A 26,028-nucleotide genomic window follows, 5' to 3' on the forward strand; every position below is an offset into this window, starting at 1 on the left:
ACAATCATGAAAAAAATACTCCTTGTATTTATGGGCTTAAGCGTATTCTTAAGCTGTAAAAAGGAAGCAGAAAAACCAGAACAGGTAGTTGATGCGGATACAACAGCCCTTGCTCCGCTAACCGATGAGGTGATGGAAAATGCAGTGATCTACGAAGCGAATATCCGCCAGTATTCGGAAGAGGGATCATTTAAGTCCTTTACTAAAGATATTCCCAAACTAAAAGAGCTTGGGGTAAAGATCCTGTGGGTCATGCCTATCTACCCGATCTCCACCACCAAAAGCAAGGGAAGTCTCGGAAGTTATTACGCGATCTCAGATTATACAAAGGTCAATCCGGAATTCGGTAGCCTGGAAGATTTCAGGCAACTGGTTAAAACGGCACATGATAACGGCATTTACGTGATTCTGGACTGGGTAGCCAATCATACGGGATGGGATCATGTTTGGTTAAAGGAACATCCGGAATATTATACCAAAGACGAGGCTGGAAATATAACTCATACCGTGGGTACGGACTGGACAGATGTAGCCGATCTGAACTACGACAATACGGAAATGAGAGAGCAGATGATCAGTGATATGTTGTATTGGGTTAAAGAAGAAAAGATAGATGGTTTTAGATGTGATGTTGCCGGAATGGTGCCGGTAGATTTCTGGGAAAAAGCCATTAGCACGCTTAAAAAAGAGAAGCCCGTATTCATGCTGGCAGAAGCCTGGGAACCTGAATTACAGGATAATGCCTTCGATATGGGTTACGGTTGGGACACCCATCATAAAATGAACGATATAGCGAAGGGGAAAGAAAATATAGAAGCCTGGGATCACAGGATGGCCCAGATAGATAGCATGTATGACGCCGATGACATCCTGATGAACTTCACTTCCAATCACGATGAGAATTCATGGAACGGGACCGTTTTCGAACGTATGGGTGACGGAGCCGAAGCCTTTGCAGCTCTGACTTACTGTGCTCCCGGAATGCCGTTGATCTACAGCGGACAGGAATACGATATGAATAAACGCCTTCTTTTCTTTGAAAAAGACACCATTATTAAAACAAAGGGAAGATTTTATGATATCTATAAAAAACTGGGACAACTCAAGAATAACAATGCAGCCCTGAACGGAGGTAAAAAAGCCGCTTCCTATAAGAGGATATCAACCTCAGATAAGGAGCATGTTCTGGCTTTTGAAAGACAAAAAGACGGACGTCAACTTATATACCTGGCAAATCTTTCCGATGCTCAGGTGACTACCACGGTTGATCATGAGGGAGTGTTTAAAAACTATATGACCGGAGAGGAGATCAGCCTTGAAAAAGATAAAGAATACCATTTGGAGCCCTGGGAATATATCATCTATGTAAACGATTAGGGGCAATTTCCATAATCCGCAGCCTGAACGACATATACCTTGTTTAAGTTTACTTCAATAAATAGACAAATGTTCAGGGCTGCGGTTTTTATATATTTTTACAGCTTAATACCGTAATTTGCATTATGCGAAAAAAAATTAGCTGGTTTCTGGTATTGATCACTGGCTGTGTATTACTTGCCCTGGTATATCCGGGATCGAGGAGATACCTGATAAAAATATATATGACTATCACTAAAAAAGGATCGGAGCCTCTGTATACTGAAGAGGAAAAAGCAAGCTGGGAATTTGTCGGGAAACCGGTATTTATCAGAATATTCAAAGAAACTTCGGAGCTGGAACTTTGGGTACAGACGGAGGAAGGCTCTCCTTATACCCTGGCCGATACCAAGGAAATATGCAAGTGGTCGGGAAAGCTGGGTCCTAAGCTAAAGGAAGGCGACAAGCAAAGCCCGGAAGGCTTTTATAAGATTACTAAAGACCTGCTCAACCCCAATAGTTCCTATCACTTATCCATGAATCTGGGTTTTCCGAATGCATATGATAAAGCACACGACAGGACCGGAAGTTTTTTAATGATACACGGAAATTGTGTGTCCATAGGCTGCTATGCCATCACCGACAGGGAAATAGAAAAACTCTACACTTATGTGGAGGAAGCTCAGAAGAATGGTCAGCGGGAAGTGCCGGTACATATTTTTCCTTTTAGAATAAATGATGCAAAACTGGAGAGTCAAAAGGATTCTCCCTGGATAGGTTTCTGGAGAAATTTATATGAAGGATATCAGCTTTTTGAACGCGATCATATTCCTCCGGAAGTTGAGTTATGTGGAAAAAAATATTGCTTTCAGTAAATAATATCTTTGCTTTGGGCTTTTTTTAACAAGCAATTGTATTTTTGAAAAAATAAGCACCTTCAATTATGAGAAAACCGATTTTTTTCATCTTAATATTTACCTTATTGTTTTTAACGTCAAATTGTTCGGAAGGGGAAAAAGAAACCCTGATCATTGGCCATAGGGGAGCTATGGGCTATGAAACTGAAAACACCCTGGCCTCTATAGAAAAAGCTCTTGAATTGGGTGTAGATATGATAGAAATAGATGTGTTTAAGATAAAAAGCGGAGAAACCGTGGTTTTTCATGACGATCGTGTTGGCCGGCTTACCAACGGAGCGGGAAATATTGAAGAATACAATATTGTAGACCTTAAAGCACTTACCCTCGATGGCGGGCATAAGATACCCATGCTGCAGGATGTACTGAAACTCATTGATGGAAAATGTGAACTCAATATTGAATTAAAAGGAGAAAATACGGCAGAACGGGTAGATTATATCCTTGATTATTACATAGAGAAGAATTCATGGAACAAGGAAGATTTTATAATTTCCAGTTTTAATTGGGACGAGCTGAAGAAGTACCGCGAACTGGATAAGGAGATAAAGATCGGGGTTCTTACCGAAGAAGATCCGTTAAACGCTATTGAGACAGCCAAAGAATTAAACGCCGTGGCCATACATCCCGATTTTTCTACCCTGGATAAGGCTAAGGTAGAACAAATGCAAAAAGAAGGCTTTAAAGTGTATACCTGGACGGTAAATGATAAAGATGATATTCAGAAAATGAAAAGCTTCGGAGTAGACGGGATCATTACCAATTATCCGGATAGGGTTCACTAAGCAGGAACCCCGAAACAGGATGCAAAACGAAAGAAAAAAAGATGTTGTTATAGTGGGTGGTGGCGCAGCCGGCTTCTTTGCTGCCATACAGATAGCCACACAGAACCCGACCCTTGATATCTGTATCCTGGAAAGAGGAAAAGAAGTACTAACCAAGGTTAAGGTTTCAGGTGGAGGCAGATGTAATGTAACGCATGCCGAATTTGTGCCTTCGGAACTGGTTAAGAATTATCCGCGGGGAGAAAAAGAATTAATGGGGCCCTTCCATCATTTTTGTAGCGGAGATACCGTCGATTTTTTCGAAAGCAGGGGTGTGGAATTAAAGATTGAAGAAGACGGGCGTATGTTCCCGGTCAGCGATTCCTCACAAACCATTATAGATTGCTTCCTTTCCGAAAGCCGGAAACTCGGGGTTGAGGTCCATAAGAATCACACGGTAAAGGAAATTCAAAAAGGAGAGAAAAGCTGGGATATTGAGACGAATCACGGGCGTTTTCGGGCAGAGAAATTACTTATAGCAAGCGGAAGTAACCCTAAGATCTGGACTATGTTAAATAAGTTGGGTCATAGGATAGTTTCTCCGGTACCTTCTCTTTTTACTTTTAATATAAAAGATACGCGTATTAAAGGCCTGGCAGGTATAGCAGGGCCTGCATCGGTAAAACTGGTGTCCGGTTCTCTTTCGGCAGAAGGTCCTTTGCTTATTACACATTGGGGAATGAGCGGCCCTGCCATCCTGAAACTCTCCGCATGGGGAGCCCGGACTTTGAATGAACTCAACTACAAGTTCGAGATAAAAGTCAACTGGCTGCCTTCTTCAACTACGGAAAATGCAATAGAGACCCTGAAGGAGACCAAGGAACAACATCCTAAAAAACTGGCCCATAACATAAAACCCTTTGAGATCAGCAAGCGATTGTGGAATCGGTTATTACAGGCTGCCGGGATCTCTGAACAACAGCGTTGGGCAGATGTTTCCGCCGGTGCCATCCGGACACTGGCATCAGAACTTACAGCGGGGATATACCGTGTAAATGGCAAAAGCACCTTTAAGGAAGAGTTTGTAACCGCCGGAGGGATAGACTTGAAGGAGATCAATTTTAAGAGCTTTGAAAGCAAAAAACACAAAGGACTTTATTTTGCCGGGGAAGTTCTCAATATAGATGCTATAACAGGAGGTTTTAACTTTCAGAATGCCTGGACCGGAGCTTTTATCGCCGCAAGAGCCATTGCGGAGGAGGTATAAAGAATCGCTATCCCGCCTTTTCCTTCGACTGCGCTCAGGATGACAGGCGTGGAACATTTCATACCCTCTATTTAAAAATTCCTTCCCTTTTGAAGGGAAGGTGGTTTTAACGAAGTTAAAAGCGGAAGGGTTATTTTATTTCCAGTCTTTGCGAGCGTATGCGAAGCAAACTTTTTACTATTAGCTGTTGGAATTTGATACACCTTCGCAATGCTCCGGTGTATAAAGCTTGGAATTTGGAATTTGAAGTTTGGAATTTATTTATTGCTCATTGATAATTGTTCATTGTTCATTGTTCATTGCTTATTGAAAATCATCAATTCAACTCCCATATCTTATAATTCAGTATAGTGGCAAAGCAAACCCAGATCAGGTATGGGATCAGTAAATAGGCGGCTGCCTTGTTGACGATCTTAAACCATTTGATCGTAAAGACGATCAGGATAAGCAGGCCAAGGATAACAAAGAGTGCGGCAAGAGGTTGCCTGAAGCCGAAAAAAACAATACTCCACAAGGCGTTGAGCAATAACTGAAATCCAAAATGATACAGGGCGGTCTTTACCCATTTGTGGTAGAACCCTTTGCTCCACACGATACCTGCAGAAACTCCCATCAGGATGTAGAGTGCGACCCATACAGGAGCAAATACCCAATTGGGCGGATTGAAAGCAGGTTTGTTAAGCGTAGAATACCATTCATCTACGGAGCTTTGAGTTGCGAAACCGGATAAATAACCAATGCTCAGGCAGATAAAAACAGATATCAGGATGCGTATGGCCAGTTTTCTTCTCATAGATTGGCAGATAAGTGATTTACTAAATATAACATTTATTTGATTAGGATGATACTGAAACTAGTATCTTTGCGCAAAATCAACTACGCTAATGAACGAAAAGGATTTTATTCTGAGATCAAACGATCTGCTTCCTGAATCCGGTTCCCATAGCTGGAGATCGCCCAGTAATATTGCACTGGTAAAATACTGGGGTAAGAAGGAGAATCAGATTCCCGCCAATCCGTCAATAAGTTTTACCCTCGATACCTGTGCAACCACCACCAGCCTGGAATTTAAAAGGCTAAAGGAGGCCGGAAGTGATTTTTCGTTCGAGCTGTTCTTTGAAGATAAACCCAAGGAATCTTTTAAACCCAAGATCAGGAAGTTTTTTGAAAGGATAGAGCCCTATTGTCCCTATCTGAAGCAATATCACTTTACCATCAGAACTTCCAATTCTTTCCCTCATAGCAGCGGGATAGCCTCTTCCGCCAGTGGAATGAGTGCCCTGGCACTATGTATCATGAGCCTGGAAAAGGAGATAGACGGAAAGATGAATGATGAATATTTTAACCGGAAAGCATCTTTTATAGCCAGATTAGGTTCCGGAAGTGCCTGCCGTAGTATTGAAGGCGATCTGGTAGTATGGGGAAGTCATAAAAAAACAGAAGGAAGTTCCGATCTTTTCGGCCTGAAGTACCCCTATGAAGTACACTCTTTATTTAAGAACTATCAGGATACGATCCTGCTGGTAGATAAGGGAGAAAAGCAGGTGAGCAGTACAGTGGGGCACGAATTAATGCATGATCATCCTTTTGCTGCAAGCAGGTTTGAACAGGCACATAAGAACCTGGATGAATTACAAAATGTTTTCAGAGAGGGAGATCTGGACCGTTTTATCGAGATCGTAGAAAGTGAGGCCCTGACGCTGCATGCCATGATGATGACAAGCCTCCCGTATTTTATTCTGATGAGACCTAATACACTCGAGATCATAAACAGGATATGGGCTTTCAGGAAAGAAAGCGGTTCGCATATATGTTTTACCCTGGATGCAGGAGCCAATGTGCATGTGTTATATCCTGAAAGTGAGAAAGAAGAAGTTAATGGGTTTATTGAGAGGGAGTTAGTTGCATATTGTCAGAACGGACACTATATTTGCGACCAGATAGGCTTTGGTGCGAAGAAATTGGATCAATAAGCACCAGGCATACCATTTAGCCGGCTTTAACGTTATAAAAAAGAATTTTGTGACTGCTGTCTAAATTGATTACCTTTATAAAGATTTGAATACAATAGCGAGGCTGAAAAGCTTCACAACATAAAAAATTGATGAAAGGACCCTTATTTTATTCTAAAATCCTGCTCTTCGGTGAATACGGTATTATCAAAGATTCCAAAGGATTATCGATTCCATATAACTTTTATAACGGTGGACTAAAGTGCGACGGGAATAATTCCTCCGAAGCATTGGAGTCTAATGACGGTCTTCGGAAGTTTGCCGATTACCTTCAGGAATTGCAGGAATCTCAACCCGAACTGGTAACTTTCGACCTGGAGAGCCTTAAAAAGGATGTAGCTGCCGGAATGTATTTTGACAGTTCTATTCCTCAGGGATATGGTGTGGGAAGTAGTGGTGCTTTGGTAGCTGCTATTTACGATAAGTATGCACATAATAAAATTACCGTCCTTGAGAACCTTACCAGGGAAAAACTTCTGACACTAAAAGCTATTTTCGGGGCTATGGAGTCCTTTTTCCACGGAAAGTCATCCGGACTGGATCCGCTGAACAGCTATTTGAGTATTCCGATCCTTATCAATTCTAAAGACAATATAGAGCCTACGGGTATTCCTTCTCAGAAGCAGGAAGGAAAAGGAGCCGTGTTTCTGCTGGATAGCGGAATGACCGGCGAAACGGCGCCTATGGTAAAGATCTTTATGGATAATATGAAACAGGAAGGTTTCAGAAAAATGCTGAAAGATCAGTTTATCAAGCATACCGATGCCTGTGTGGAGGATTTCCTTAAAGGAGATGTAAAGTCCCTTTTCGGCAACCTGAAGCAATTATCACGTGTGGCTTTCGATAATTTTAAGCCTATGATCCCGGCACAGTTTCACAAACTCTGGAAGCACGGGATAGAGACTAATGATTACTATCTGAAATTATGTGGTTCGGGTGGTGGAGGTTATATCCTCGGTTTTACCCAGGATATCGATAAGGCCCGGGAAGCCCTTAAAAACTACAAGCTGGAGGTGGTATACAACTTCTAAGACTTTTTTACCGTCATGCTGAGCAGAAAGAACAAGCTGATCTTATTTAAATTTTTAAGTTTGTTTTCGGTTGTTCGTGGCTATAATCTATTGGTCATCGCTCTGGCCCAGTACCTGGCATCCATCTATATTCTGGCTCCCGACTGGAGACTGAGAGATGTGATCCTGGATGGCAATCTGTTTGCTATAGTTGTTGCATCTGCACTTGCCATTGCAGGAGGCTATATAATCAATAATTTTTACGACGCAGAAAAGGACCTGATCAACAGGCCAAAAAAGACTATGCTCGATCGCCTGGTAAGTCAAAACACCAAGCTTACCGCCTATTTTGTACTGAATTTTCTATCGGTGGTATTTGCCAGCTATGTGTCTTTCAGGGCTGTGGTTTTCTTTTCGGCTTATATTTTCGGGATCTGGTTCTATTCGCATAAACTCAAAAAGATCCCCTTTATCGGGAATTTGGTTTCCGCTTTACTGGCTATAACACCTTTCTTTGCAGTATTTATTTACTATAAGAATTTTGCCACCGTTATTTTTGTTCACGCTACCTTCCTCTTCCTTCTTATTTCGATGAGAGAGCTTATCAAGGACCTTGAAAATATAAAAGGCGATCTGACCCATAACTATCGTACGATCCCCATTCTCTTTGGGGAGCGCGTATCCAAAGTTTTCCTGACGGGACTCACCGTACTGACGCTTGTTCCCGTTTATTTGCTCACGAATCATTTCCCTATCGGATATATGTATTTTTATTTTTACGCGAGTGTTATTTTATTGCTCGTATTCCTACTATTACTGTGGAGGTCTAAGGGAAGGAAACATTATTTGTTATTACACAATATTTTAAAATTAATCATAGTAGCCGGGGTGTTCAGTATTTTACTGATAGACGTAGACCTGGTGTTAAACAGAATTCTATAAATGGCAGCAAATCATTTAAAAGTAGCAATGGCGCAGATAGCGCCGGTTTGGTTAAATAAGGCAGGAACCCTCGAAAAAATAAAGGACAGTATCCGTGATGCTGCCAAAGAAAATGTAGAACTCATCGTTTTCGGAGAATCCCTGCTTCCCGGGTATCCGTATTGGGTAGAACTTACCAATGGAGCTAAATTCAACTCTACGGTACAGAAGGAATTACACGCTCACTATTCCCGTAATGCCATAGTTATAGAAGAAGGCGATCTGGATGAGGTGTGCCAACTGGCAAAAGAGCATAAAATGGCTGTATACCTGGGGTCTATAGAACGTGCTCAGAACAGAGGAGGACACAGTTTGTACTGTTCTCTTGTATATATTGATGCAAAAGGAGAGATCCAGTCGGTTCACAGAAAATTACAACCCACCTATGAGGAGCGCCTTACCTGGGCTCCCGGAGATGGAAACGGACTCAGGGTACATAAATTAAAGCAATTTACGGTAGGCGGACTCAACTGCTGGGAAAACTGGATGCCTTTACCGAGAGTGTCCCTATACGGACAGGGAGAGAATCTTCATGTTGCTGTATGGCCCGGAAGCGATTTTAATACCAAAGATATTACCCGTTTTATTGCTCGCGAATCGAGAAGCTTTTCTATTGGAGTATCCAGTATCATGAGAGTGGAAGACTTCCCGCAAGACACCCCGCACCTTGATAAGATCCTGGAAAAGGCACCGAAAATATTGAGTAACGGAGGCTCCTGTATTGCAGGTCCTGACGGAGAATGGATCATAGAACCCGTATTGAATAAAGAAGGCCTTATTATCGAGACCCTCGATTTTAACAGGGTATATGAAGAACGCCAGAATTTTGATGCCGTAGGTCATTATTCCCGTCCGGATATAACCAAACTTACAGTAAACAGGGAGCGCCAGACAACGGTTTCTTTTGAAGAATAGAGATTGAGCTATTCTGTTTTATAGATATTTATCTCCTCTCCCACTGGGAGAGGATTAAGATGAGGGGATCCCTCTTCAAGTGCTGCTATAACACCCCTGAAGTCCCCTCAAGGGGACAATCACTAATCTAAAATCGTAGATCGTGCTTCTCGACGAGCCTGTATCGAGCGTAGTCGAGATACTCGAAGTGACACTCCTCTCATCCCGATAGCTATCGGGACTCACTACTCACTACTTTATACTTAATACAAATAGCCTCTGACCAGGCCCAATTTTCGATTTTTACTAAAACAAAAAATACGTAGATTTGAGAAACTCAATATTATTCCTCAATGCGCATACTGAAAAAGACTCTCAAAATCATAGTAGTGATCCTTGTGCTGGCCTCTATTGCAGGCTGGCTTTTTTATAGAAGCTTGCTTCCTCAATACGATGGGAATCTGGAATTAAGCGGACTTGATAATGAGGTAGAGGTACACTACGATTCCTATGGAATTCCTCACATTTTTGCAGAAGGGCAGGAAGACGCATACAGGACCCTGGGATATGTACATGCCCAGGACCGCCTTTGGCAGATGGAGGTGATGAGGCGCATTGCTCCGGGACGCCTGTCCGAGATCTTCGGATCGGCTTTGATAGATACCGATAAACTCTTTATGGGGCTCGGAATTGAAGAAGCTTCACAAAAAGCTATTGATGCCCTGGACAAAGAGAGCGATGCGTATAAATTCGCACTGGCCTATCTGGATGGAATAAATCAGTTTCTGGAAAGCGGACCCACACCTATAGAGTTTCACCTGGTGGGGATAAAAAAGGAAAAGTTTGAGCTGATAGATATGTACAATGTCTTCGGTTATATGGCATTTAGCTTTGCCATGGCACATCGTACCGATCCCTTGTTAAGCAGTTTAAAAGAAAAACTGGGAGCTTCCTATCTTGAGGACCTTCAGATAGATATTGATCCGAAGTCCACCCTGATTCACACTACCAATAAAGATTCCGTTTACGAACAAATAGCCGGAAATGTATCGGCCATTGTAGAAGGGGCGCCCTTTCCGACCTTCGAAGGAAGTAACAGCTGGGTAGTAGCTCCGGAAAAGACCAAAAACGGTAAAGTGCTTTTTGCCAACGACCCTCATATTGGGTATTCACAACCTTCTGTCTGGTATGAGGCCCATATAAAGACTCCCGATTACGAAATGTACGGATATCACCTGGCAGGAATCCCTTTTCCATTACTGGGGCATAACAGGAATTATGCATACGGACTTACCATGTTTGAGAATGACGATGTGGATTTTTACAGGGAACAAAACAACCCCTCCAATGCAAATCAGTATCAGACACCTGACGGATGGAAATCATATACCCAGCGAACAAAAACCTTAAAAGTTAAAGGAGAGGACCCGATAGAACTGAAGATTAAAAGCAGCAGGCACGGACCTGTTATGAACGATTTTATTGAAGGGATCTCCCAGGAAGAACCCATAGCACTTTATTGGGTTTATACACAATTGCCTATTAAAGTCCTCGAGTCTATTTACACCATCTCGCATGCAGAAAGTATGGAGGATGTGGAACGTGGCGCTGCAATGGTTCACGCTCCTGGCCTGAACGTGATGTACGGAGATGCCCAAGACAATATTGCCTGGTGGGCTTCGGCAAAACTCTATAAATTCAGGGATTCTCTCAATCCTAAATTCATCCTGGATGGAGCAAGCGGAAAGGATGATCCCGTACGATACCTGGATTTTTCCGAGAACCCTCAGGCCAAAAACCCTTCCTGGAATTATGTGTATTCTGCCAATAACCAACCCGATTCCATTGCCGGGATCCTCTATCCGGGTTATTATCTACCGGAAGACAGGGCCAAACATATTGTTCAGCTTCTGGAACCGGAGAATGAATGGACAAAAGAAGGTTTTTCCGGAATGATCAACCAGAATAGATCGATTGTTGCGACCGAAGTTGTTAAAGAATTTATTTCTGCGGTTCCTGCGGATGGATTTTCGGCCGAAGAACAAAAAGCATATGATATACTCAGAGAATGGGACGGGTCAAATACCATAGATGCCACCGCTCCTGTTATCTACAACAAATGGATCTATTTGTACCTGCGAAAGACCTACAGAGATGAAATGGGAGAAGAGATCTTTGATCAGTTGCTCAATACCCATTTGATGAAGCGTCTTATTGCCACCCAGATCGCTAATGAAAATTCCATCTGGTGGGATAATACAGACACCGATATGAAGGAGAGCAGAGCAGATATCCTTAAGGCTGCTTTTACAGAGGCCATAGTAGCACTTCAGGCACAATTGGGAACGGATATGGAGAAGTGGAAATGGGGGAAGGTCCATACCCTGGAGCATGGCCATGCCCTTGGAAATGTAAAAAGCCTGAAACCTTATTTTAATGTGGGAACCTTCGAAATGAACGGAGCCAGGGAAGTACTGGACAACGAGAGCTTTAGCTATGATGAAACCGGGGAATATCCGATTAAAAGCGGACCGTCCACACGGCGTATCATTGATTTTTCAGATGTGGAAAACAGCATAAGTATTATTCCTACCGGTCAGTCCGGCAATCCGTTTAGCAAGCACTATAAAGATCAGGCAGAAATGTTCAGTAAAGGAGAATTTAGAAAAATGTTGCTTAACGAACAGGAGATCAGGAATACAGCCAAATCGGTCCTGACTTTTAGTAAGAAGTAGTTAGTGTTGAGTCCCGATAGCTATCGGGATTGGTTGTTGGTTGTTGGAATTTGATGATTTGAAAATTGGTTGCCTGGAACATAACATTCAAAACTTAACATTCAACATTTCCAGTCTTTGCGAGCATATGCGAAGCAAACTTTTTGTTGTTGGAATTTGGTACTCCGTCGTTTCACTTTGGAGTATAAATATTTGGAATCTAACAATTGATTCCCGTTACAAAGTAATAGCGTATCTTTGCCAAAATTTTTCAGAAATGAGCAGAACAGACAGAAACAGGAATAGAAAAGCTTCGGGAAAACCGGGAGATGGACAGAGAAAGAAAAGCTACGGCAAAGGAAGTGCTCCTTTCAGAAAAAAGAATACATCTAAATCTAAACCAGCTGCCAAAAGCGATGATATCCGCCTGAACAAATATATATCCAATGCAGGGATCTGCTCCAGAAGGGATGCCGATATCTATATTGTCTCCGGAAATGTAACCGTAAATGATGAAGTGATAACGGAGCTTGGTTATAAAGTGAAATTAACGGATAAAGTACGCTTTGACGGGAAGCTTATTTCTCCGGAGAAAAAAGAATATATCCTCTTAAACAAGCCTAAAGGTTTTATCACTACGACGCGTGATGAAAAAGGAAGAAGGACGGTTATGGACCTGGTTTCGAATGCCAGCAAGGCACGTCTTTTACCGGTAGGAAGGCTGGACCGTGCGACTACAGGCCTACTTCTCTTTACCAACGACGGTGACCTCGCCAAAAAACTAACACATCCCAAACACGGGGTGCGTAAGATATATCACGTTGAACTGGATAAATCCCTAAGAGCTGCCGATCTTAACAAGATAAAAGAAGGACTTGAGCTGGAAGACGGCCCTATAGAAGTAGATGAGGTAAGCTATATTGATAATGCCCCAAAAAGAGAAGTGGGGATTAAAATACACAGCGGAAGGAACCGTATAGTACGCCGTATTTTTGAACACCTGGGATATGAGGTGGTAAAACTGGACAGGGTGGTTTTTGCCGGCCTTACCAAAAAGGACCTGCCAAGAGGCCACTGGCGTCATTTAACCGCTCAGGAAGTCATTAATCTGGGAATGCTGTAGTACTTTCGATCTGCAAATACAATTTCTGATTTGCACCTCAACATTCATAACTTAACATTCAACATTTCATAGGAATATTAGAGTTTTCTAAATAATTGAGACTATTCTCCTTGCAGGGTTATAATTTCAATAATTGTTTCATATAATCTTGGTTTTATTATTCCTAAACTGCATGTATTCTGCCTGTTTGGGTGATTTTGCAAGGCAAAAATTTTCACGAAATCTCAAAAAGTTTTCACCAAAACCGTGTTTTTTTCATGAAATACATAGTTGAACCCTGTCAACTATAGTTTTATTTTCTTTTTTCTGTATAAATTGTTTATAGGTTGCCTGGCCGTATTGTGTTTAGAACGAGGTTTAAAATGAGGATTTTAACTGCTTCCGTATAGATTTTTCGGGAGATACTGCGATCAATTTTTAGTAATATCCTAAATCTTTTTTGATGAAATCTAAACTAATATTCTTCTGCAGCTTTTACTTTACCCTGGCTTTTATGGTAACCTCCGTTACAGCTACTCTCTCCTATGGGATCGGGCAAATAGCCATGGCAAAATACCTCGGATATGATGCCAGCATACACTTTAACCGGGTTTACTGGGACAGGGCTTCTGTTGAAGAAGAACTGCAGGATATCTATAATGCCTATCCGTTTGAGATTGATCAGCAGATATCCTTCCCCGGAGAAGATATATATTGGGATAAAAAAGAAAAACTAAACAGAGATGAACTGTATATAACCCTTGGAGGTCCTCTGATTATATTATTTATAGGCTTGTTCGGCTATTTGGGATTAATGTTCAATAAGAAACGTATCCTGAGTTTTGGTCTGAGAATAATAGATTGGGGAATGATCTTCCTTAGCATGTTTTTTCTGAGATATGTATTTAATCTGTTCGTTCCCCGCCTCATCAGCATGCCTGAATCCTCTCCTTACTATCTGGAGGAAAACGAAGTTAAATTATCAGGACTGCTGGGATTACCTGCCGAAGGCCTCTCCGTTGTTCTGGGAACAATAGGGATCCTTGCCTCTCTTTATGTCATCCTGACCATAATACCCGAATATCTGAGGCTTTCCTTTATTTTTAGCAGCTTCCTGGGAGGCGGACTCGGACTCTTTCTTTGGATGGAGCTACTCGGTCCCGTTTTAATGCCATGACTTAAGATTTTGAATCATACGATTGCCCCCTTGAGGGGACTTTAGGGGTGTGTTTTAGTATTAAGTACTGAGTACTGAGTTTTAATTTGATAATTTGGGAATGAGTTGATTTGAAAACTCAACATTCAACATCTCTCACATCTAATATCTCAAATCTCATATCTTACCCTGGAATTTAAAAATTATCCACTGAGCACTCAACATTTAACATTCAACATTTCATTTTCAGCTCTGGTTTTTAGATAAATGTTCCAGGTATTTATCCTTGAATTTCTGGTACTCTGTTTTAAATTCGGTTTTAAAGATCTCATTGTATTCCTTAAAACTGGTCACATCGTTCTTCTGCATATAAGCATAGGCTTCATAAGCGGTTATCGCATTGTTTTTAAGGATCAGTTCAATAACCGCGCCGATGGACTTTCTGGCATCATCCTGTTTTTGCTGGTCCTGGTTGGCCGTAGCTTCCTTATAATTAATAAGCTGGAGATAGAGCCTGATCATTTGTGGTACTCCATAATCGCGTAGCGCCTGAATAGATCGCCTGCAGGCGTATTCCACACTATCCGCATAGATCTGATCCAGGGAATTCCTGTAGAGATTGAGGTTGGCCAGGGCAGCATCAGACCAGGTCTGAGCCGGGATCTTGATCCTTTTGTCATATTCCTTTACCCATTGGTTAATAGCCGAATAATCGGCATTTTCATAGGCAGTTCCTACAATCTTGGCAAAGGTATTGGCTAGTTCCTTGTCGTCTTTGGTTTGATCGAAACTCTTTTCAATGATCGATTTAGCTTTTTCTTTCTTGTAGGTAGACTGAAGCTCACTGATCTCATCCTGCAGGTCTCTCGTTTTTTCAAGAGCCACGATCCTGTTCTCCGTATCCAGGTTTTCCTGGAAGATACGCTCCAGGAGTATCCTGCTCCACAGGTAACTGATAAAGAAGCCTCCGAAAAAATAAAAGATCAGCGTAGATAGGATAATGGTAAAGCCCATTTGCGTATCCGGGAATCCCTGGGAAAGGTTTTCTGCCAGCCCGCTAACCAGTTGAAAGACTTCTTTAGATTCTACCAGGCCGACCCCTACAATGATCTTGGTAAGCCAGTCTGACAATTGTTCCAGGTTACTATTGGCTTTTACCCCTTTTTTTACGTCTTCCTGAAGGGTTCTTGGAATTCCGAAAATAAAGCCTACCAGGGCCCCAACCGAAAAACTGGCCAGCATGACCATGGTAGTGGTGGTCAGTACCACCGACCAGTGTGTACTGGAAAAAGCCGAATAAATGATCAGCAATATAAAACCCAGGATCTGTAAAATGCCGGGGATATAAAAGCTCGATCTGACTTCAAGCGGTTTGTTAATTATTTTCATTTTGGTAGATTTAATGTGTTTGACTTCTGCAGTTATTCTGAACCGCAAAAATGATTTTCAACAATGTATTTCGAATGTTGTACAATGGGCTCAATCAATTCAAAATCGGTAGCTCCACCTACATAAAAAGTCTTGTCTTTTCCTTGCATAGCGGCCAGGTCTGTATAGATTCCCATAGCAAATTGCTCAGGAGTGAAATGCTGGAAATATGTGAACATATCAAAAGTGTGCCAGCGACCCGGAGTATCGTTAATCTCCCCCTTCATTAATGCAATTAATTTCTTCACCTTAGCAATAACCTCTTCCTTAACATCCTCTTTGAGCAGAGGAACATTCCTGTCAGGGTGTACGGGACGGGTATAGAATTGAGTAAACATATTCCCGCTATCCTGAAATTGCCGTGCTACGGCCCAGGGCAAGCCTTTTTCCGGGATGGGAAGGATGGGGGCTATGGGTTGAGGCATATCCATATTATTTACCCAGAATGTGGTCATACAATAAGGATTTATATGAACACTGTTACTGATCTTTTCTTCCATTTCATTGCGTTTCAGTCCCAGCTTTTTAAAAACATCAGGAGTAAGGGGAGCAGCAAAGACCAAATAGTCATAATGCTGAGTATCTCTGGCAATTTTGATCTCATTCAGATCCTGTTCGGGATATTCGAAATCAATCCTAATGTCTTTCTCACTCCTTTGAATACTTGTAATATTCACATTCAACCGTACATTGGTTCTCCAGGCCACCCGTTCCCAAAGTCGTTGAAATCCCAACTTGAATCTTCTGGGCCATTTCCCGATGATCCAATGCACGAATGGGATACGTCCGAATATCATGGGAAAGTACGTTCTGAGCGACATATAACGCAGGGCATAGGGAGTGGCAATATCTTCCAGTTTTCCGTATCCCATGATGGTAATGGGAAATGAGAAAAGAGTAGCCAGCGCAATAAGCTTATTTTTTTCCAGCCATTCCTTAAATGGGATGCAAAGCTCCTGATGCTGATCTATGGTATCCAGATAATCGGGAGCATCTATAATGCCGCTTAACTTCCATCGGATAATAAGATAACGTATTGCTGCTACCAGGAAAGTGAAAAAAGAGATCTTTTTCCCGGTGTAAGGATTGTATAAAATGGCTTTGGTAAAGGACCTGAAGCGATATTCGGTTTCATCATCATTGATCTCCAGGGAGGTATAAGGTTTCTCTTCATAGGTATCCGCACCCAGTTCTTTGGCAATTTTCAAGGTTTCCTGATACGCCCAGGTCACATAGTTTGCCCCCAAGTCATAACTCATCCCATCTACGGTTAGGCTTTTACAAAGTCCGCCCACCCGACCCAGCTTTTCAAGAACAGTAACATTGTGAAATCCGTTCTTTGAAAGGAACCAGGCTGTTGAGAGTCCGGCCGGGCCGGCTCCGATAATAACTATCCTTGCATTTTTATCGATTTTACTCTTTTCGTTTTTCATTTTTAGGCTTTAGATGATTAAAAATGACTACCGATTGGAGCAGATTGGATATAAACTTGTTATAGGTTAAGAGGGGCTACAAAGATCTTTAGATGTAAATATTAACTGATTATCAGTGAGTTATAAAGTATAAAGTAACAAAAAAATGCTGAGAAAACCGAGGGTGTTTTTCCGGTTTTTATTTGTAAGAAGTTGATTTTGTTGTATTTACAATTGAGTGTTGAGATTGAATTGTTCGATTTGGAAATTTGTCAATTCACTAGATTGCGAATTCTGAATCTTATGTTTAAAGAGGATAGTTTTATAGCGTCAATATCAGGGGCAAAAGATCATTTTACCTTTTAACAACCAGTGTTTTGGATATCAAATCACCAACACGTTGTCTCTTGTCATTATTGTTGACAACAATGAATGCTACCAAACCAAAACACCATGAAATCTCAAAGATATCCGAAAGTCTTCTTTTTACTGTTTGCCCTAAAGTTAATTCTGATTCATTTTCGGAAATAACTTTAAGTCCAACGGTCCAATGCCCTAATGTAGATTTGAAAGCCCATTCGCTAATCGGGAAGTAAATAAACCAAAAGCCAAACGGAATGAGAGCTTTTAATCCTGATACCTGATAACCATCGGCAGTAGATTCTCCAAATTTGACAACATAAATTATTAGAAGAGACCACATTAATGTATAATCTATTATGGTTGCCAGGACTCTTAAACTTATAAACGATTCTTTAGAAACTTCTTTCATTATTAGCTGGAAATATTTAACTGATGATTTTTTGCTACTATCTCAAAAACAATATCATAAGTCCTGAGGTAGTAATGCTTGTAATTTTTATCTATTTTAAATGAATGGTCTAATTTTATGAGTTTTTTCATGACTTCAGAGCCTTTGACATAACCAAAACTTTCTATGGGTTGTCTAGTATCGAAATCTATTTCAACAGAAAGGTAATATACAACATGCGTAAATACTAAGTCGAAATTTTTGAATCCTTCAGCAGTATTCAACTCTCCTTCTAGTTTTATTTTTGTTTCTTCAATGTACTTTATGTTATTTAAATAAATCCCGTCACGACCGGTAATAACACCGAACTTTGTTTCAATTCCCGAGGTTTTTTCCATTATGATTGGTTATTGACTCTTTTTCTTATTGTTTTAAGGTTTTCGTTGATTAATAATTTACCGTCTCTAAAAACTTCTCTAAGTTCTCCATTCTTTTCTTCATTCCAGCTAACCTGATCGATTAATTTATACATCCCATTTTCTTTGATAATCTTTATTAGTCCTTTCGCAGACCTTTTGGTCCCGTCATCTGTAACCGGATCTTTGAAAATTTCTCTCCCTGTACCAGTAACTTCTCCATAGGTAGCTTTCATTGCAAAACCAAATGTATCACGTGTGTTATATTGATATGTATAGGAACCAATACCTAAAACAACATTAGTTGAAGCAAATCCCTTTTGTTTAAGACGTTCACATATTTGAATTGCTCTTTCAACAGTAATACTATCTCCATAAATAGCACCTATGTGAGAATCTAATTCTTTATATCCTTTTTTATTTATGTTCCCTCCAAAAATTTCCCACAGTATTTGAACAACTCCTTTTTTTTCTGCCTCATTCTCGCTGCAGGATTTACCGCAGATGATATCGACTGGATTCCCGCTATCCGGTCTTATAACAACTTTCCCATCTCTTGCCAATATTTCTTTCTTAAGACTAGGAAGATATTGAGTTAAAACTTTCCATAAATCCCAGGTATCAGATACTATGGAAACAATTCCATTCGGATATATTTCAGTAATTAAACGCTTAAAAGTTTCTTGTTCGCCTGAATCTGTCCCCATGCACATTACAGAATGTTCTGTTGCAGCTACGGATCCGCCAATGAGTTCCTTATCTGAATCCGCATTGTAATAAGTTTCAAGAAAATCTATAGCTGGAATGGTATCCGTTCCGGTAAAACTCAATAAGTGACCAGCCGCACTCATAACCGATGCTTCCAAGCCGGCCATTCCTCTCATGGAAAAATCATGTCCTTGCCACTCTACGAATTCCGGAATTGATGATGTTTCCATAGCGTATTTAGTAAGGACAGTTTTATATTGTTTTGCGATTGTAGCCGAATTACAGGGTAGCCAGACTGTTGTAGAGAGTAAAGTTTCAAAATAATTAGTTAACCAGAAGAATTGCGGTAAAGTATTATACATTGTAAACATAGGTACTCTTAGAGAAACGGACGTGCCTTCTGGCAAAGCTTTAAACACCATCGGGATATACCCCAGATCATGTAATTCTTCTATATGTTTGATGCCGACAGAATTTTCTCCAAGATAATTATTTATTCTCCGAGAATATTTTCGACATACTATTTCTTTTGGCATACTAAAAAAGTTCTCTTCAAACTCTTTTATGATATATCTTTTAATAAAATATTGTAACCCAAAGAAGACAACTTCATTAATTCCTTTAATCCTACTTTTTCGTGGGGTCCAATTAGAGTATACCAAAGTTGTTTTGTCGGGATATTGCCTTCGGTGATCAACCTTATAACCGTCTGTTAAGAGTAATGGGTTCATAATAGTATGTTTTACGTTAAACCGTATGTGTTAATTTTCTAACCTAGAGATTCTGAAAAGCACTCCTTGAATTCTGCATATCCTTTGACAACTTTAAATAGATAATGCTCGTGTGTAGGAATGAGTTTGGATTGTAATACGGAAATGATATCATTCCAAAATTCTCCAACAAAAAATATTCTAGGTTGATTAATTCTGTCTTCTTTCCTAATAATATCTAAAGCTAAAAATGCCTCAGATAAAGTTCCGATCCCTCCTCTTTGAACAACAAAAACCTCGGTGTTTTCTAATAGTAACTTTAATCGATCATATAAGGTTTCGGTTATAATGGTCTCGGACAGAAAAGAATTACCATTTTCAGGACCAACTTGTAGGCATGTAATACCTATAGCTTTTCCCCCTTGTTTTGTGACTCCATTGGAAACAGCTTCCATTAAACCTTCGTACCCACCATTCTTTACAGTGTAACCTTGTTTAGCCAGAAATGAACCTATCCTAATTGTTTCTTGATATTCTATACTTTTTCTATTGTTGCCGGAACCTCCGAAAAGTGCAGCGAATTTTGTTGTTTTCATTTTTTTATTTTTCAAAGTGAGACTTAAGATGCCACATCTAATGAATTAGTTTATTTTAATGTAAATTTTCCTTATATAATTCGAAATTTTCATAATCATAACAAACAAATATCACAGTGTCAATCAGGTTTTTCATTTCAAAATTTTTCACGGTATTTATCGCAATTTTTGAAGCTAAGGGTTTTGGGAAACCGTAAATTCCAGTACTTATATTGGGAAATGCTATGGTTTTTATTTCTTTTTGAACAGCAAGGTTTAAAGTGTTCAAATAACAATTTTTAAGAAGCTCGGTTTCATTGTTATTCCCTCCATTCCATACCGAACCTACAGTATGAATAACAAAATTAGCAGGGAGAAGCCCCGCATTGGTTATAACCGCCTCTCCTGGTTTGCATCCTCCCTGTGCATTACGAATAGTTATACATTCTTCAAGAATTTCCTTTCCTCCTTTTTTATGGATAGCACCATCTACTCCGCCGCCTCCTAACAAGGATGTATTGGCTGCATTCACTATAGCATCTACATGAATCTCCGTTATATCTCCGTGAACTAGCTCTATTTTCATAATATATCTGATATTTTAAGTTTATAGATATTATCTGTGTTTCCAGTGTTTTTGATTGAATCGGTAGTGAATATTTGAGTGAAGCTTTTTTTCAACTCATCGGTACCTTTGCTGAAGATACCATGACTAACAGCCAAATATAAGTTCCCTGCATTTTTGTTTTTTAACTCTTTAGCTAAACCCAGAAATGTTCCTCCTCCGTCACAGATATCATCAATAATGAGACAATCTTGTCTTTTTAGATCGGTTGAATGGACATTGAAGTGACTTAATTTTCCGGTTTTGACATCCCGTACTTTTGAGCACTCAATTACTTCATAATTTTGTAATTGTTCAGCAAGTTTATAGATCTTTTTTAATGACCCTCCATCAGGAGAAATTAATTTTATGTTATTTGGTAACTTTTGAATAACCTTCCGAATAAATTTGTGATTATTAATGGTATTGCAATTATTGAGAAGAGCGGGCGTTACATCTGAATGAGGGTCCAATATTGTTATACTGTTTAAACGTAAATTGTTTAAAATATTGGTATAGACTTTTACTGATAGTGCTTCACCCTCTACCATTAGTCTGTCCTGTCTTGCTGCCGGGAAATAAGGAATAAATACATTGATTTTTTCGATACCTATTCTTTTTAAAGCATCGATTGCTATCAAAAGAAAACCAAAATCATTAAATGAACCGATCCTTTGTGTAATTGTTACCTCTTCGTGACTTTCTGGTTTATCGAGAATTTTGATATGCGGTTCTCCTCCGGAAAATGTAAAAGATTTAAACCTGATACTTTTCCTTTCCGGATAGGGTTTGAAGTTTTGATCTAGATTTAAAATCATTTTTGTGTGATTTATACGCAAATATAAAATTTTACTAAATCTTCACAAATTTATTTGTGTTAAAATTACGCAATATTGTTTTTTTGATAACACTTCTTTGCTGTTAAAGCTTTGGATATTAGTGACCTGAAGTTGATTATTTTAATTCTAAATGAATATGATCATCATGCCTGACTGCCTGACAACCATGATATCTAATTTTTAGATCTTTTAGGTTTAACCTACTTTTTAGATGAGGCTCCAGAAAAAGCTTCTTCACTTTGGGTTGCCTGGTTATTTCGAGAATTAAATCTCTTGTTCCCCTTTCTGAGAAGCTCACCTCTTTATTAATTCGGCCAAAACTCAGATATCTGGTAAAGCTGTATTGCCAATTTCCTTTTCTTTCACATTCCGTTATTTGATCGTATTCTCCTTCTTTCGGCCCAGTATAAACCCCATAACCGCTTATAGAGGTTTTTTTATTTGTCAAATCGCCTTTTTTCGTTTGATAAATAAAGGAAATATCGATTTTCTTTCCGTCATTGTGACTTAAATGTGGGAACAAGGGAAATCCGTTTATAAATGGAAAACCGGCGTCCAGATAAACCAATTTGATTCCTTTGTGTTTTTTATCCAGGCCTTTTGCAATTTTAGCAAGTGTCACGTTCATTTCAGGCTTTACGTAATTCCGATTCATCAGAATTGTAAACATATTGTTTGCAGCTATTTTATCAGATTCTGCGATTCTTTTCCTACCAAATAACGGAGCCAGATTCGGTACAATTAGAAAAGTAGTGATAGTATATAAAATCAGAAATAACCCAATCCTCTTAAGCTTGTATTTAGCTTTTTTTCTTTTTATTATCAGAATTGAAATCAGATATACGATCCCACCAATTTGAGTGAAAATGGTAAGGATTATAATAATCAATATTAGCAGGATATATTTCAATACACTTGTGTTTTTGAACATTAACTATCTTCCCAATAACGTTTTTCAATGATCCTTACGTTCTCTGTATTTTTGATTGATACTAAGTAACTCGCAAGTTTCTGAAGCCTATTATCATCTTTATTCCCTGTGAAAGGATCAATATAAATGGCATTACCGTAGTTCTCTCTAGTTTTTTCCGGAGAATCGTCTATAATAAGTACTTTTTCAAGTTCGAAACCTTGCTTTTTAACCTTTTTAAGCCGCTTTTCATGAATATATTTATCCAAATCCCGATTTAACTTTGTTGTACAACGGCTTCGCCCCCATATAAATTGAAAGTAAACATTTTCAGGGCATATTTCCGTAACCACGGTGGTAACGTACTCATCGCCTGCAGAAGACCAGACAGCAAGCTCAAAGTCTTTATTGACAGTTTCTAAAAACCAATTTAAGTAGGGTCTTTTATATATTAAATAATCGTTATAGAAGAGATCGGCTCGAGAATCCAACTTATTTTTAGTAGCATGGATAAGAGTTTCATCCAGATCAAGTATCAGCAATATTTTTTTATTCTCATTCAACTTTACTGCACAAACTTTTTAATAATTATTCTCTTTCTTGAAAGTACTTATAAGCATACTCTTCGATTTAACCACTTAATTGGTTGCCATTTTCATCAAAAATATCATATAATTCCTGAACCCCTCCCAAAGTAGTAGCACCATCCAGGCCTAATAAGATTGAATAAAAAGCTTTAACAAATTCTTCTGTCGTCATATTAAATCGCAGTTTTTTTCTTCAAAGGCAGTAATTTTTTATACGAAAAACATCTCCAAACCCATTCCAGGAGTCCGTAATTAAAATAGCTAAGCCAAAGCTTGCTAAAGATCACCTGAAAAACAAAAGTTGCCACTGCTATGGTAAGGGTTTCGGACGGGCTCAGGCTTTCATATAATTTAAATCCAACAGAACTAAAAAGAATGAGCCCGATAAGACTATGCATGATATAATTGGTCAGGGCCATTCTCCCCACATATTTAAGAGGGTTAAAGAGTTTTTTCCAAAAGTTATATCGAAACAACCAGGTAATCAGCCAGAGATAGAAAAGTCCCATCAGCATATCGCAAATAAACATTAGCCGGTATATAAAGACCATTAGAGTTTCATCAGAGCGTAATTCTTCATTTTTCACCAAAACAAAAAGAAACAACAACCTGTAAACATTGGAAAGGATGGCAATGATGATTACCGGTTTCCGAATGCGATGTATAAAGCTGTTTATATCGTAGATGATCTTGTTTTTTCCGAAATACAACCCCAGGAGGAACATGGCAAAAGCCACGGGCATAAGGTGAGAGAACAGAAGCTGTACATTGGACAGGTATTCTATGGCCCTCAGATGGATCCCGTCTAAATAGGAACCATTGCGAATGGTGGTTACGATCCCTTCCGAAGTATAAGCTTCCAGTCGTTCCATCGGATTAAATTGGCTGATGTTTAAAATAAATTCCATCAGCCGGTCATAAAAAGGGAACAGTAACAGAACTACGGCTGTTATAAGAATAAAGCGATTGGATCTTTTGATAAGCAAGGAAGTCAGCAGGCCCAAAAGAGCATATAAATGAAGTACGTCTCCAGACCAGAGGAAAAGAATATGCGCCAGCCCGAAAAGGAATAATATAGCCATCCTGCGAATAAAAAATGCGCTGGAAAAACTGTTCTGTTCCATTTGTTTTAATGCTTGCATAGAGATCCCAAGCCCAAAAAGAAAAGAGAAAATAGGAAAGAATTTGCTGTAAAAGAACAATTGCAGGATACGGATCGCCATCTTGTCAATACCGGATGTCCACTGCGCTCCAAAGGCATCTTGATTGATAAAGAGGCAATTCATGATCTCTATATTCACAACAAAGATCCCGAAAACGGCAAAACCTCTGAAAATATCTAATAATTCAATTCTTTTTTTAGCTTTTACCGGAACAGTAGAAGTTGGATTGGTCATTTATTGGCTTTATAAACAACTTAAAGAAACAAAAAAGAATCGAAAAATAACAGGAAGTCACTTACTTTAATTTTTAGCCAACTCCTTGATCAAACCACCAAAAATAATCCCGTGTAAAGGGTAAACAGCATACCAATACATCCTTCCTATCAAGCCTTTAGGGCGAAAAGTTGCGGTTTGGTATAAACGGCCATCTTCTATTTTAAATTCCAGCCAGGCTTCTCCGGGTAATCGCATTTCTGCAAAGAGCAATAATCTGCCCTGTTCTTTATCTGCATAAAGCACCCGCCAGAAATCTATAGCATCTCCCGAAGAAATATGTTCAGGATGTGTTCTTCCCCTTCTCAGACCAACACCCCCAAAAAGTTTATCGATAAAACCTCTTAGTTTCCATAACCAGGTAGCATAATACCAACCATTATCACCTCCTATCTTCCATATTTTGCTGATGCAGAGCTCCGTGTTTTTTACTGTTCTGTGTCTTTGATCGACGAAACAACCATGAGTGGGAACTTTAAGGAATTCCGAAAGCTTATGATCAAATCTGCCACTGATAAAAGAATCTTTCCAGCTCGAAATGATCTGCAGTCGCTCAATGGCGGAAAGAGTTCTTTGTAGTGCCTCATCATATGAGATTGGGTTAATCTCCAGGATATCATTTAACATGTTATTTCTGCAGATCACTTCCACCTTCATACTGCTTACAAGAGCAGTCGCCAGTTTGTAGGAGGTAGAAGTGATAAAATACAGCCAATAAGAAGAGAGTTTGGGGGTCATTACAGGTACTATATAGATCCACCTGCCCAACCCGCGTGCTTTTGCATAACCCAGAAGCATTTCTTTATACGATAAAATATCCGGCCCACCTATATCGAAACTTTGGTTGTATGTAGCGCTGTTAAACAAACACTTTTCCATAAAGCGAATAACATCACTTATTCCGATCGGCTGACATTTGGTGTTAAGCCATTTTGGAGCTACCATTACAGGGAGCTTTTCTACCAGGTCCCTTATAATTTCAAAGGAGGCGCTACCTGATCCGATAATGATCCCCGCACGTAAAGTTGTAAAGTTATAGTTTCCCTTTGCCAGTTCATCTTCCACAGCTTTTCGGGAAGCAAGATGTTCTGAAAGCGCTTCTTCATTCACTATACCACTCAGGTAAATAACATGTTTTATTCGGGATCCTTCTACAGCTCTCCTGAAATTTACGGCTGATTCCCGTTCCAGTTTTTTATAATCGTTCGAAGACGACATAGAATGAATGAGGTAATATGCAGCATCAATATCCTTTGGAACCTTCTCCAGACTTTCGGGCTTCAGGAAGTCTGCTTCAATAATTTCAACTTTGTCTCCGAAAGCTTTGGGGAGAGGAAATCTGTTTTTGTCCCTTACACAACAGACTACATTATATCCTTTGTTTAAGAGTACCGGTAATAATCGTTTGCCAATATATCCGGTAGCGCCGGTGAGCAGTATTTTCATCTATTGAAGATAGTAATATTCATTCTTTTATAA

At 39.7% G+C, this 26,028-nt stretch carries 25 protein-coding genes; 11 read left to right on the forward strand and 14 right to left on the reverse strand.

Annotation, left to right across the window (positions count from 1 at the left end):
* The first annotated feature begins 6 nt into the window (after window positions 1-6).
* The 4 genes from GWK08_RS14465 to GWK08_RS14480 all read left to right on the forward strand — a co-directional run bounded on the left by GWK08_RS14465 (window position 7) and on the right by GWK08_RS14480 (window position 4,304).
* Window positions 7-1,377 carry an alpha-amylase family glycosyl hydrolase gene (locus GWK08_RS14465; protein WP_163607938.1) on the forward strand — a complete coding sequence of 457 codons (1,371 nt, stop codon included), beginning with the start codon at window positions 7-9 and terminating at the stop codon, window positions 1,375-1,377.
* A gap of 125 nt (window positions 1,378-1,502) precedes the next feature.
* Window positions 1,503-2,231 carry a L,D-transpeptidase family protein gene (locus GWK08_RS14470; RefSeq protein ID WP_163607939.1) on the forward strand — a complete coding sequence of 243 codons (729 nt, stop codon included), beginning with the start codon at window positions 1,503-1,505 and terminating at the stop codon, window positions 2,229-2,231.
* Window positions 2,232-2,338: 107 nt separating this feature from the next.
* Window positions 2,339-3,058, forward strand: coding sequence for a glycerophosphodiester phosphodiesterase (locus GWK08_RS14475; protein ID WP_239524927.1), 720 nt, complete (start codon window positions 2,339-2,341; stop codon window positions 3,056-3,058).
* Window positions 3,059-3,077: 19 nt separating this feature from the next.
* Window positions 3,078-4,304, forward strand: coding sequence for a BaiN/RdsA family NAD(P)/FAD-dependent oxidoreductase (locus GWK08_RS14480; RefSeq protein ID WP_163607941.1), 1,227 nt, complete (start codon window positions 3,078-3,080; stop codon window positions 4,302-4,304).
* 316 nt (window positions 4,305-4,620) lie between these two features.
* Here GWK08_RS14480 and GWK08_RS14485 read toward each other — a convergent pair whose 3' ends face one another.
* Entirely contained in the window at window positions 4,621-5,097 is a 477-nt protein-coding gene (locus GWK08_RS14485) for a TspO/MBR family protein (RefSeq protein ID WP_163607942.1), read from the reverse strand.
* A 91-nt stretch (window positions 5,098-5,188) separates the two neighbouring features.
* Here GWK08_RS14485 and GWK08_RS14490 point away from each other — a divergent pair, with 91 nt between their 5' ends.
* The 7 genes from GWK08_RS14490 (at window position 5,189) to GWK08_RS14520 (ending at window position 14,194) form a co-directional block, all read left to right on the forward strand.
* Window positions 5,189-6,277 carry a diphosphomevalonate/mevalonate 3,5-bisphosphate decarboxylase family protein gene (locus GWK08_RS14490; protein WP_163607943.1) on the forward strand — a complete coding sequence of 363 codons (1,089 nt, stop codon included), beginning with the start codon at window positions 5,189-5,191 and terminating at the stop codon, window positions 6,275-6,277.
* A 131-nt stretch (window positions 6,278-6,408) separates the two neighbouring features.
* The gene (locus tag GWK08_RS14495) at window positions 6,409-7,347 is read left to right on the forward strand and encodes a mevalonate kinase family protein (RefSeq protein ID WP_163607944.1); all 939 of its coding nucleotides are present in this window, start codon (window positions 6,409-6,411) and stop codon (window positions 7,345-7,347) included.
* A 15-nt stretch (window positions 7,348-7,362) separates the two neighbouring features.
* The gene (locus tag GWK08_RS14500; protein WP_163607945.1) at window positions 7,363-8,268 is read left to right on the forward strand and encodes a geranylgeranylglycerol-phosphate geranylgeranyltransferase; all 906 of its coding nucleotides are present in this window, start codon (window positions 7,363-7,365) and stop codon (window positions 8,266-8,268) included.
* A complete protein-coding gene (locus tag GWK08_RS14505) occupies window positions 8,269-9,222 on the forward strand; it encodes a carbon-nitrogen hydrolase family protein (protein ID WP_163607946.1) in 954 nt (317 codons plus the stop codon).
* Window positions 9,223-9,554: 332 nt separating this feature from the next.
* Window positions 9,555-11,936, forward strand: coding sequence for a penicillin acylase family protein (locus GWK08_RS14510; RefSeq protein WP_163607947.1), 2,382 nt, complete (start codon window positions 9,555-9,557; stop codon window positions 11,934-11,936).
* Window positions 11,937-12,192: 256 nt separating this feature from the next.
* The gene (locus GWK08_RS14515) at window positions 12,193-13,038 is read left to right on the forward strand and encodes a pseudouridine synthase (protein ID WP_163607948.1); all 846 of its coding nucleotides are present in this window, start codon (window positions 12,193-12,195) and stop codon (window positions 13,036-13,038) included.
* Window positions 13,039-13,480: 442 nt separating this feature from the next.
* Window positions 13,481-14,194 (forward strand): hypothetical protein, encoded by a 714-nt coding sequence (locus GWK08_RS14520; RefSeq protein ID WP_163607949.1) that lies wholly within the window; start codon window positions 13,481-13,483, stop codon window positions 14,192-14,194.
* Between the two features lie 225 nt (window positions 14,195-14,419).
* Here the strand turns inward: GWK08_RS14520 and GWK08_RS14525 are convergent, their stop codons facing one another.
* The 13 genes from GWK08_RS14525 to GWK08_RS14580 form a co-directional block, all read right to left on the reverse strand.
* A complete protein-coding gene (locus GWK08_RS14525; RefSeq protein WP_163607950.1) occupies window positions 14,420-15,562 on the reverse strand; it encodes a LapA family protein in 1,143 nt (380 codons plus the stop codon).
* Between the two features lie 32 nt (window positions 15,563-15,594).
* Window positions 15,595-17,034: an NAD(P)/FAD-dependent oxidoreductase gene (locus tag GWK08_RS14530; protein ID WP_163607951.1), complete on the reverse strand. Its 1,440-nt coding sequence runs from the start codon at window positions 17,032-17,034 to the stop codon at window positions 15,595-15,597.
* A gap of 334 nt (window positions 17,035-17,368) precedes the next feature.
* The gene (locus GWK08_RS14535; RefSeq protein WP_163607952.1) at window positions 17,369-17,785 is read right to left on the reverse strand and encodes an RDD family protein; all 417 of its coding nucleotides are present in this window, start codon (window positions 17,783-17,785) and stop codon (window positions 17,369-17,371) included.
* A gap of 2 nt (window positions 17,786-17,787) precedes the next feature.
* Complete coding sequence (locus tag GWK08_RS14540) at window positions 17,788-18,162, reverse strand: hypothetical protein (RefSeq protein WP_163607953.1); 375 nt, start codon at window positions 18,160-18,162, stop codon at window positions 17,788-17,790.
* Entirely contained in the window at window positions 18,162-19,619 is a 1,458-nt protein-coding gene (locus GWK08_RS14545; protein WP_163607954.1) for a nicotinate phosphoribosyltransferase, read from the reverse strand. The genes GWK08_RS14540 and GWK08_RS14545 overlap by 1 nt, the downstream gene beginning before the upstream one ends.
* Before the next feature lie 38 nt (window positions 19,620-19,657).
* Window positions 19,658-20,194 (reverse strand): LOG family protein, encoded by a 537-nt coding sequence (locus GWK08_RS14550; RefSeq protein WP_163607955.1) that lies wholly within the window; start codon window positions 20,192-20,194, stop codon window positions 19,658-19,660.
* 55 nt (window positions 20,195-20,249) lie between these two features.
* Window positions 20,250-20,759, reverse strand: coding sequence for an O-acetyl-ADP-ribose deacetylase (locus GWK08_RS14555; RefSeq protein WP_163607956.1), 510 nt, complete (start codon window positions 20,757-20,759; stop codon window positions 20,250-20,252).
* Window positions 20,756-21,595: a ribose-phosphate diphosphokinase gene (gene prs, locus GWK08_RS14560; protein ID WP_163607957.1), complete on the reverse strand. Its 840-nt coding sequence runs from the start codon at window positions 21,593-21,595 to the stop codon at window positions 20,756-20,758. The genes GWK08_RS14555 and prs overlap by 4 nt, the downstream gene beginning before the upstream one ends.
* Window positions 21,596-21,731: 136 nt before the next feature.
* Window positions 21,732-22,526 carry a hypothetical protein gene (locus GWK08_RS14565; protein ID WP_239524928.1) on the reverse strand — a complete coding sequence of 265 codons (795 nt, stop codon included), beginning with the start codon at window positions 22,524-22,526 and terminating at the stop codon, window positions 21,732-21,734.
* Between the two features lie 20 nt (window positions 22,527-22,546).
* A complete protein-coding gene (locus GWK08_RS14570) occupies window positions 22,547-23,089 on the reverse strand; it encodes an HAD family hydrolase (protein WP_163607959.1) in 543 nt (180 codons plus the stop codon).
* Window positions 23,090-23,156: 67 nt separating this feature from the next.
* Window positions 23,157-23,285 carry a hypothetical protein gene (locus GWK08_RS19345; RefSeq protein WP_262887814.1) on the reverse strand — a complete coding sequence of 43 codons (129 nt, stop codon included), beginning with the start codon at window positions 23,283-23,285 and terminating at the stop codon, window positions 23,157-23,159.
* 1 nt (window position 23,286) lies between these two features.
* Window positions 23,287-24,510 (reverse strand): DUF418 domain-containing protein, encoded by a 1,224-nt coding sequence (locus tag GWK08_RS14575; RefSeq protein ID WP_163607960.1) that lies wholly within the window; start codon window positions 24,508-24,510, stop codon window positions 23,287-23,289.
* A gap of 66 nt (window positions 24,511-24,576) precedes the next feature.
* Window positions 24,577-25,995 (reverse strand): SDR family oxidoreductase, encoded by a 1,419-nt coding sequence (locus tag GWK08_RS14580; protein WP_163607961.1) that lies wholly within the window; start codon window positions 25,993-25,995, stop codon window positions 24,577-24,579.
* Between the last annotated feature and the right edge of the window lie 33 nt (window positions 25,996-26,028).

Origin of the sequence: Leptobacterium flavescens (assembly GCF_010671605.1) — a bacterium.
Lineage (GTDB): Bacteria > Bacteroidota > Bacteroidia > Flavobacteriales > Flavobacteriaceae > Leptobacterium > Leptobacterium flavescens.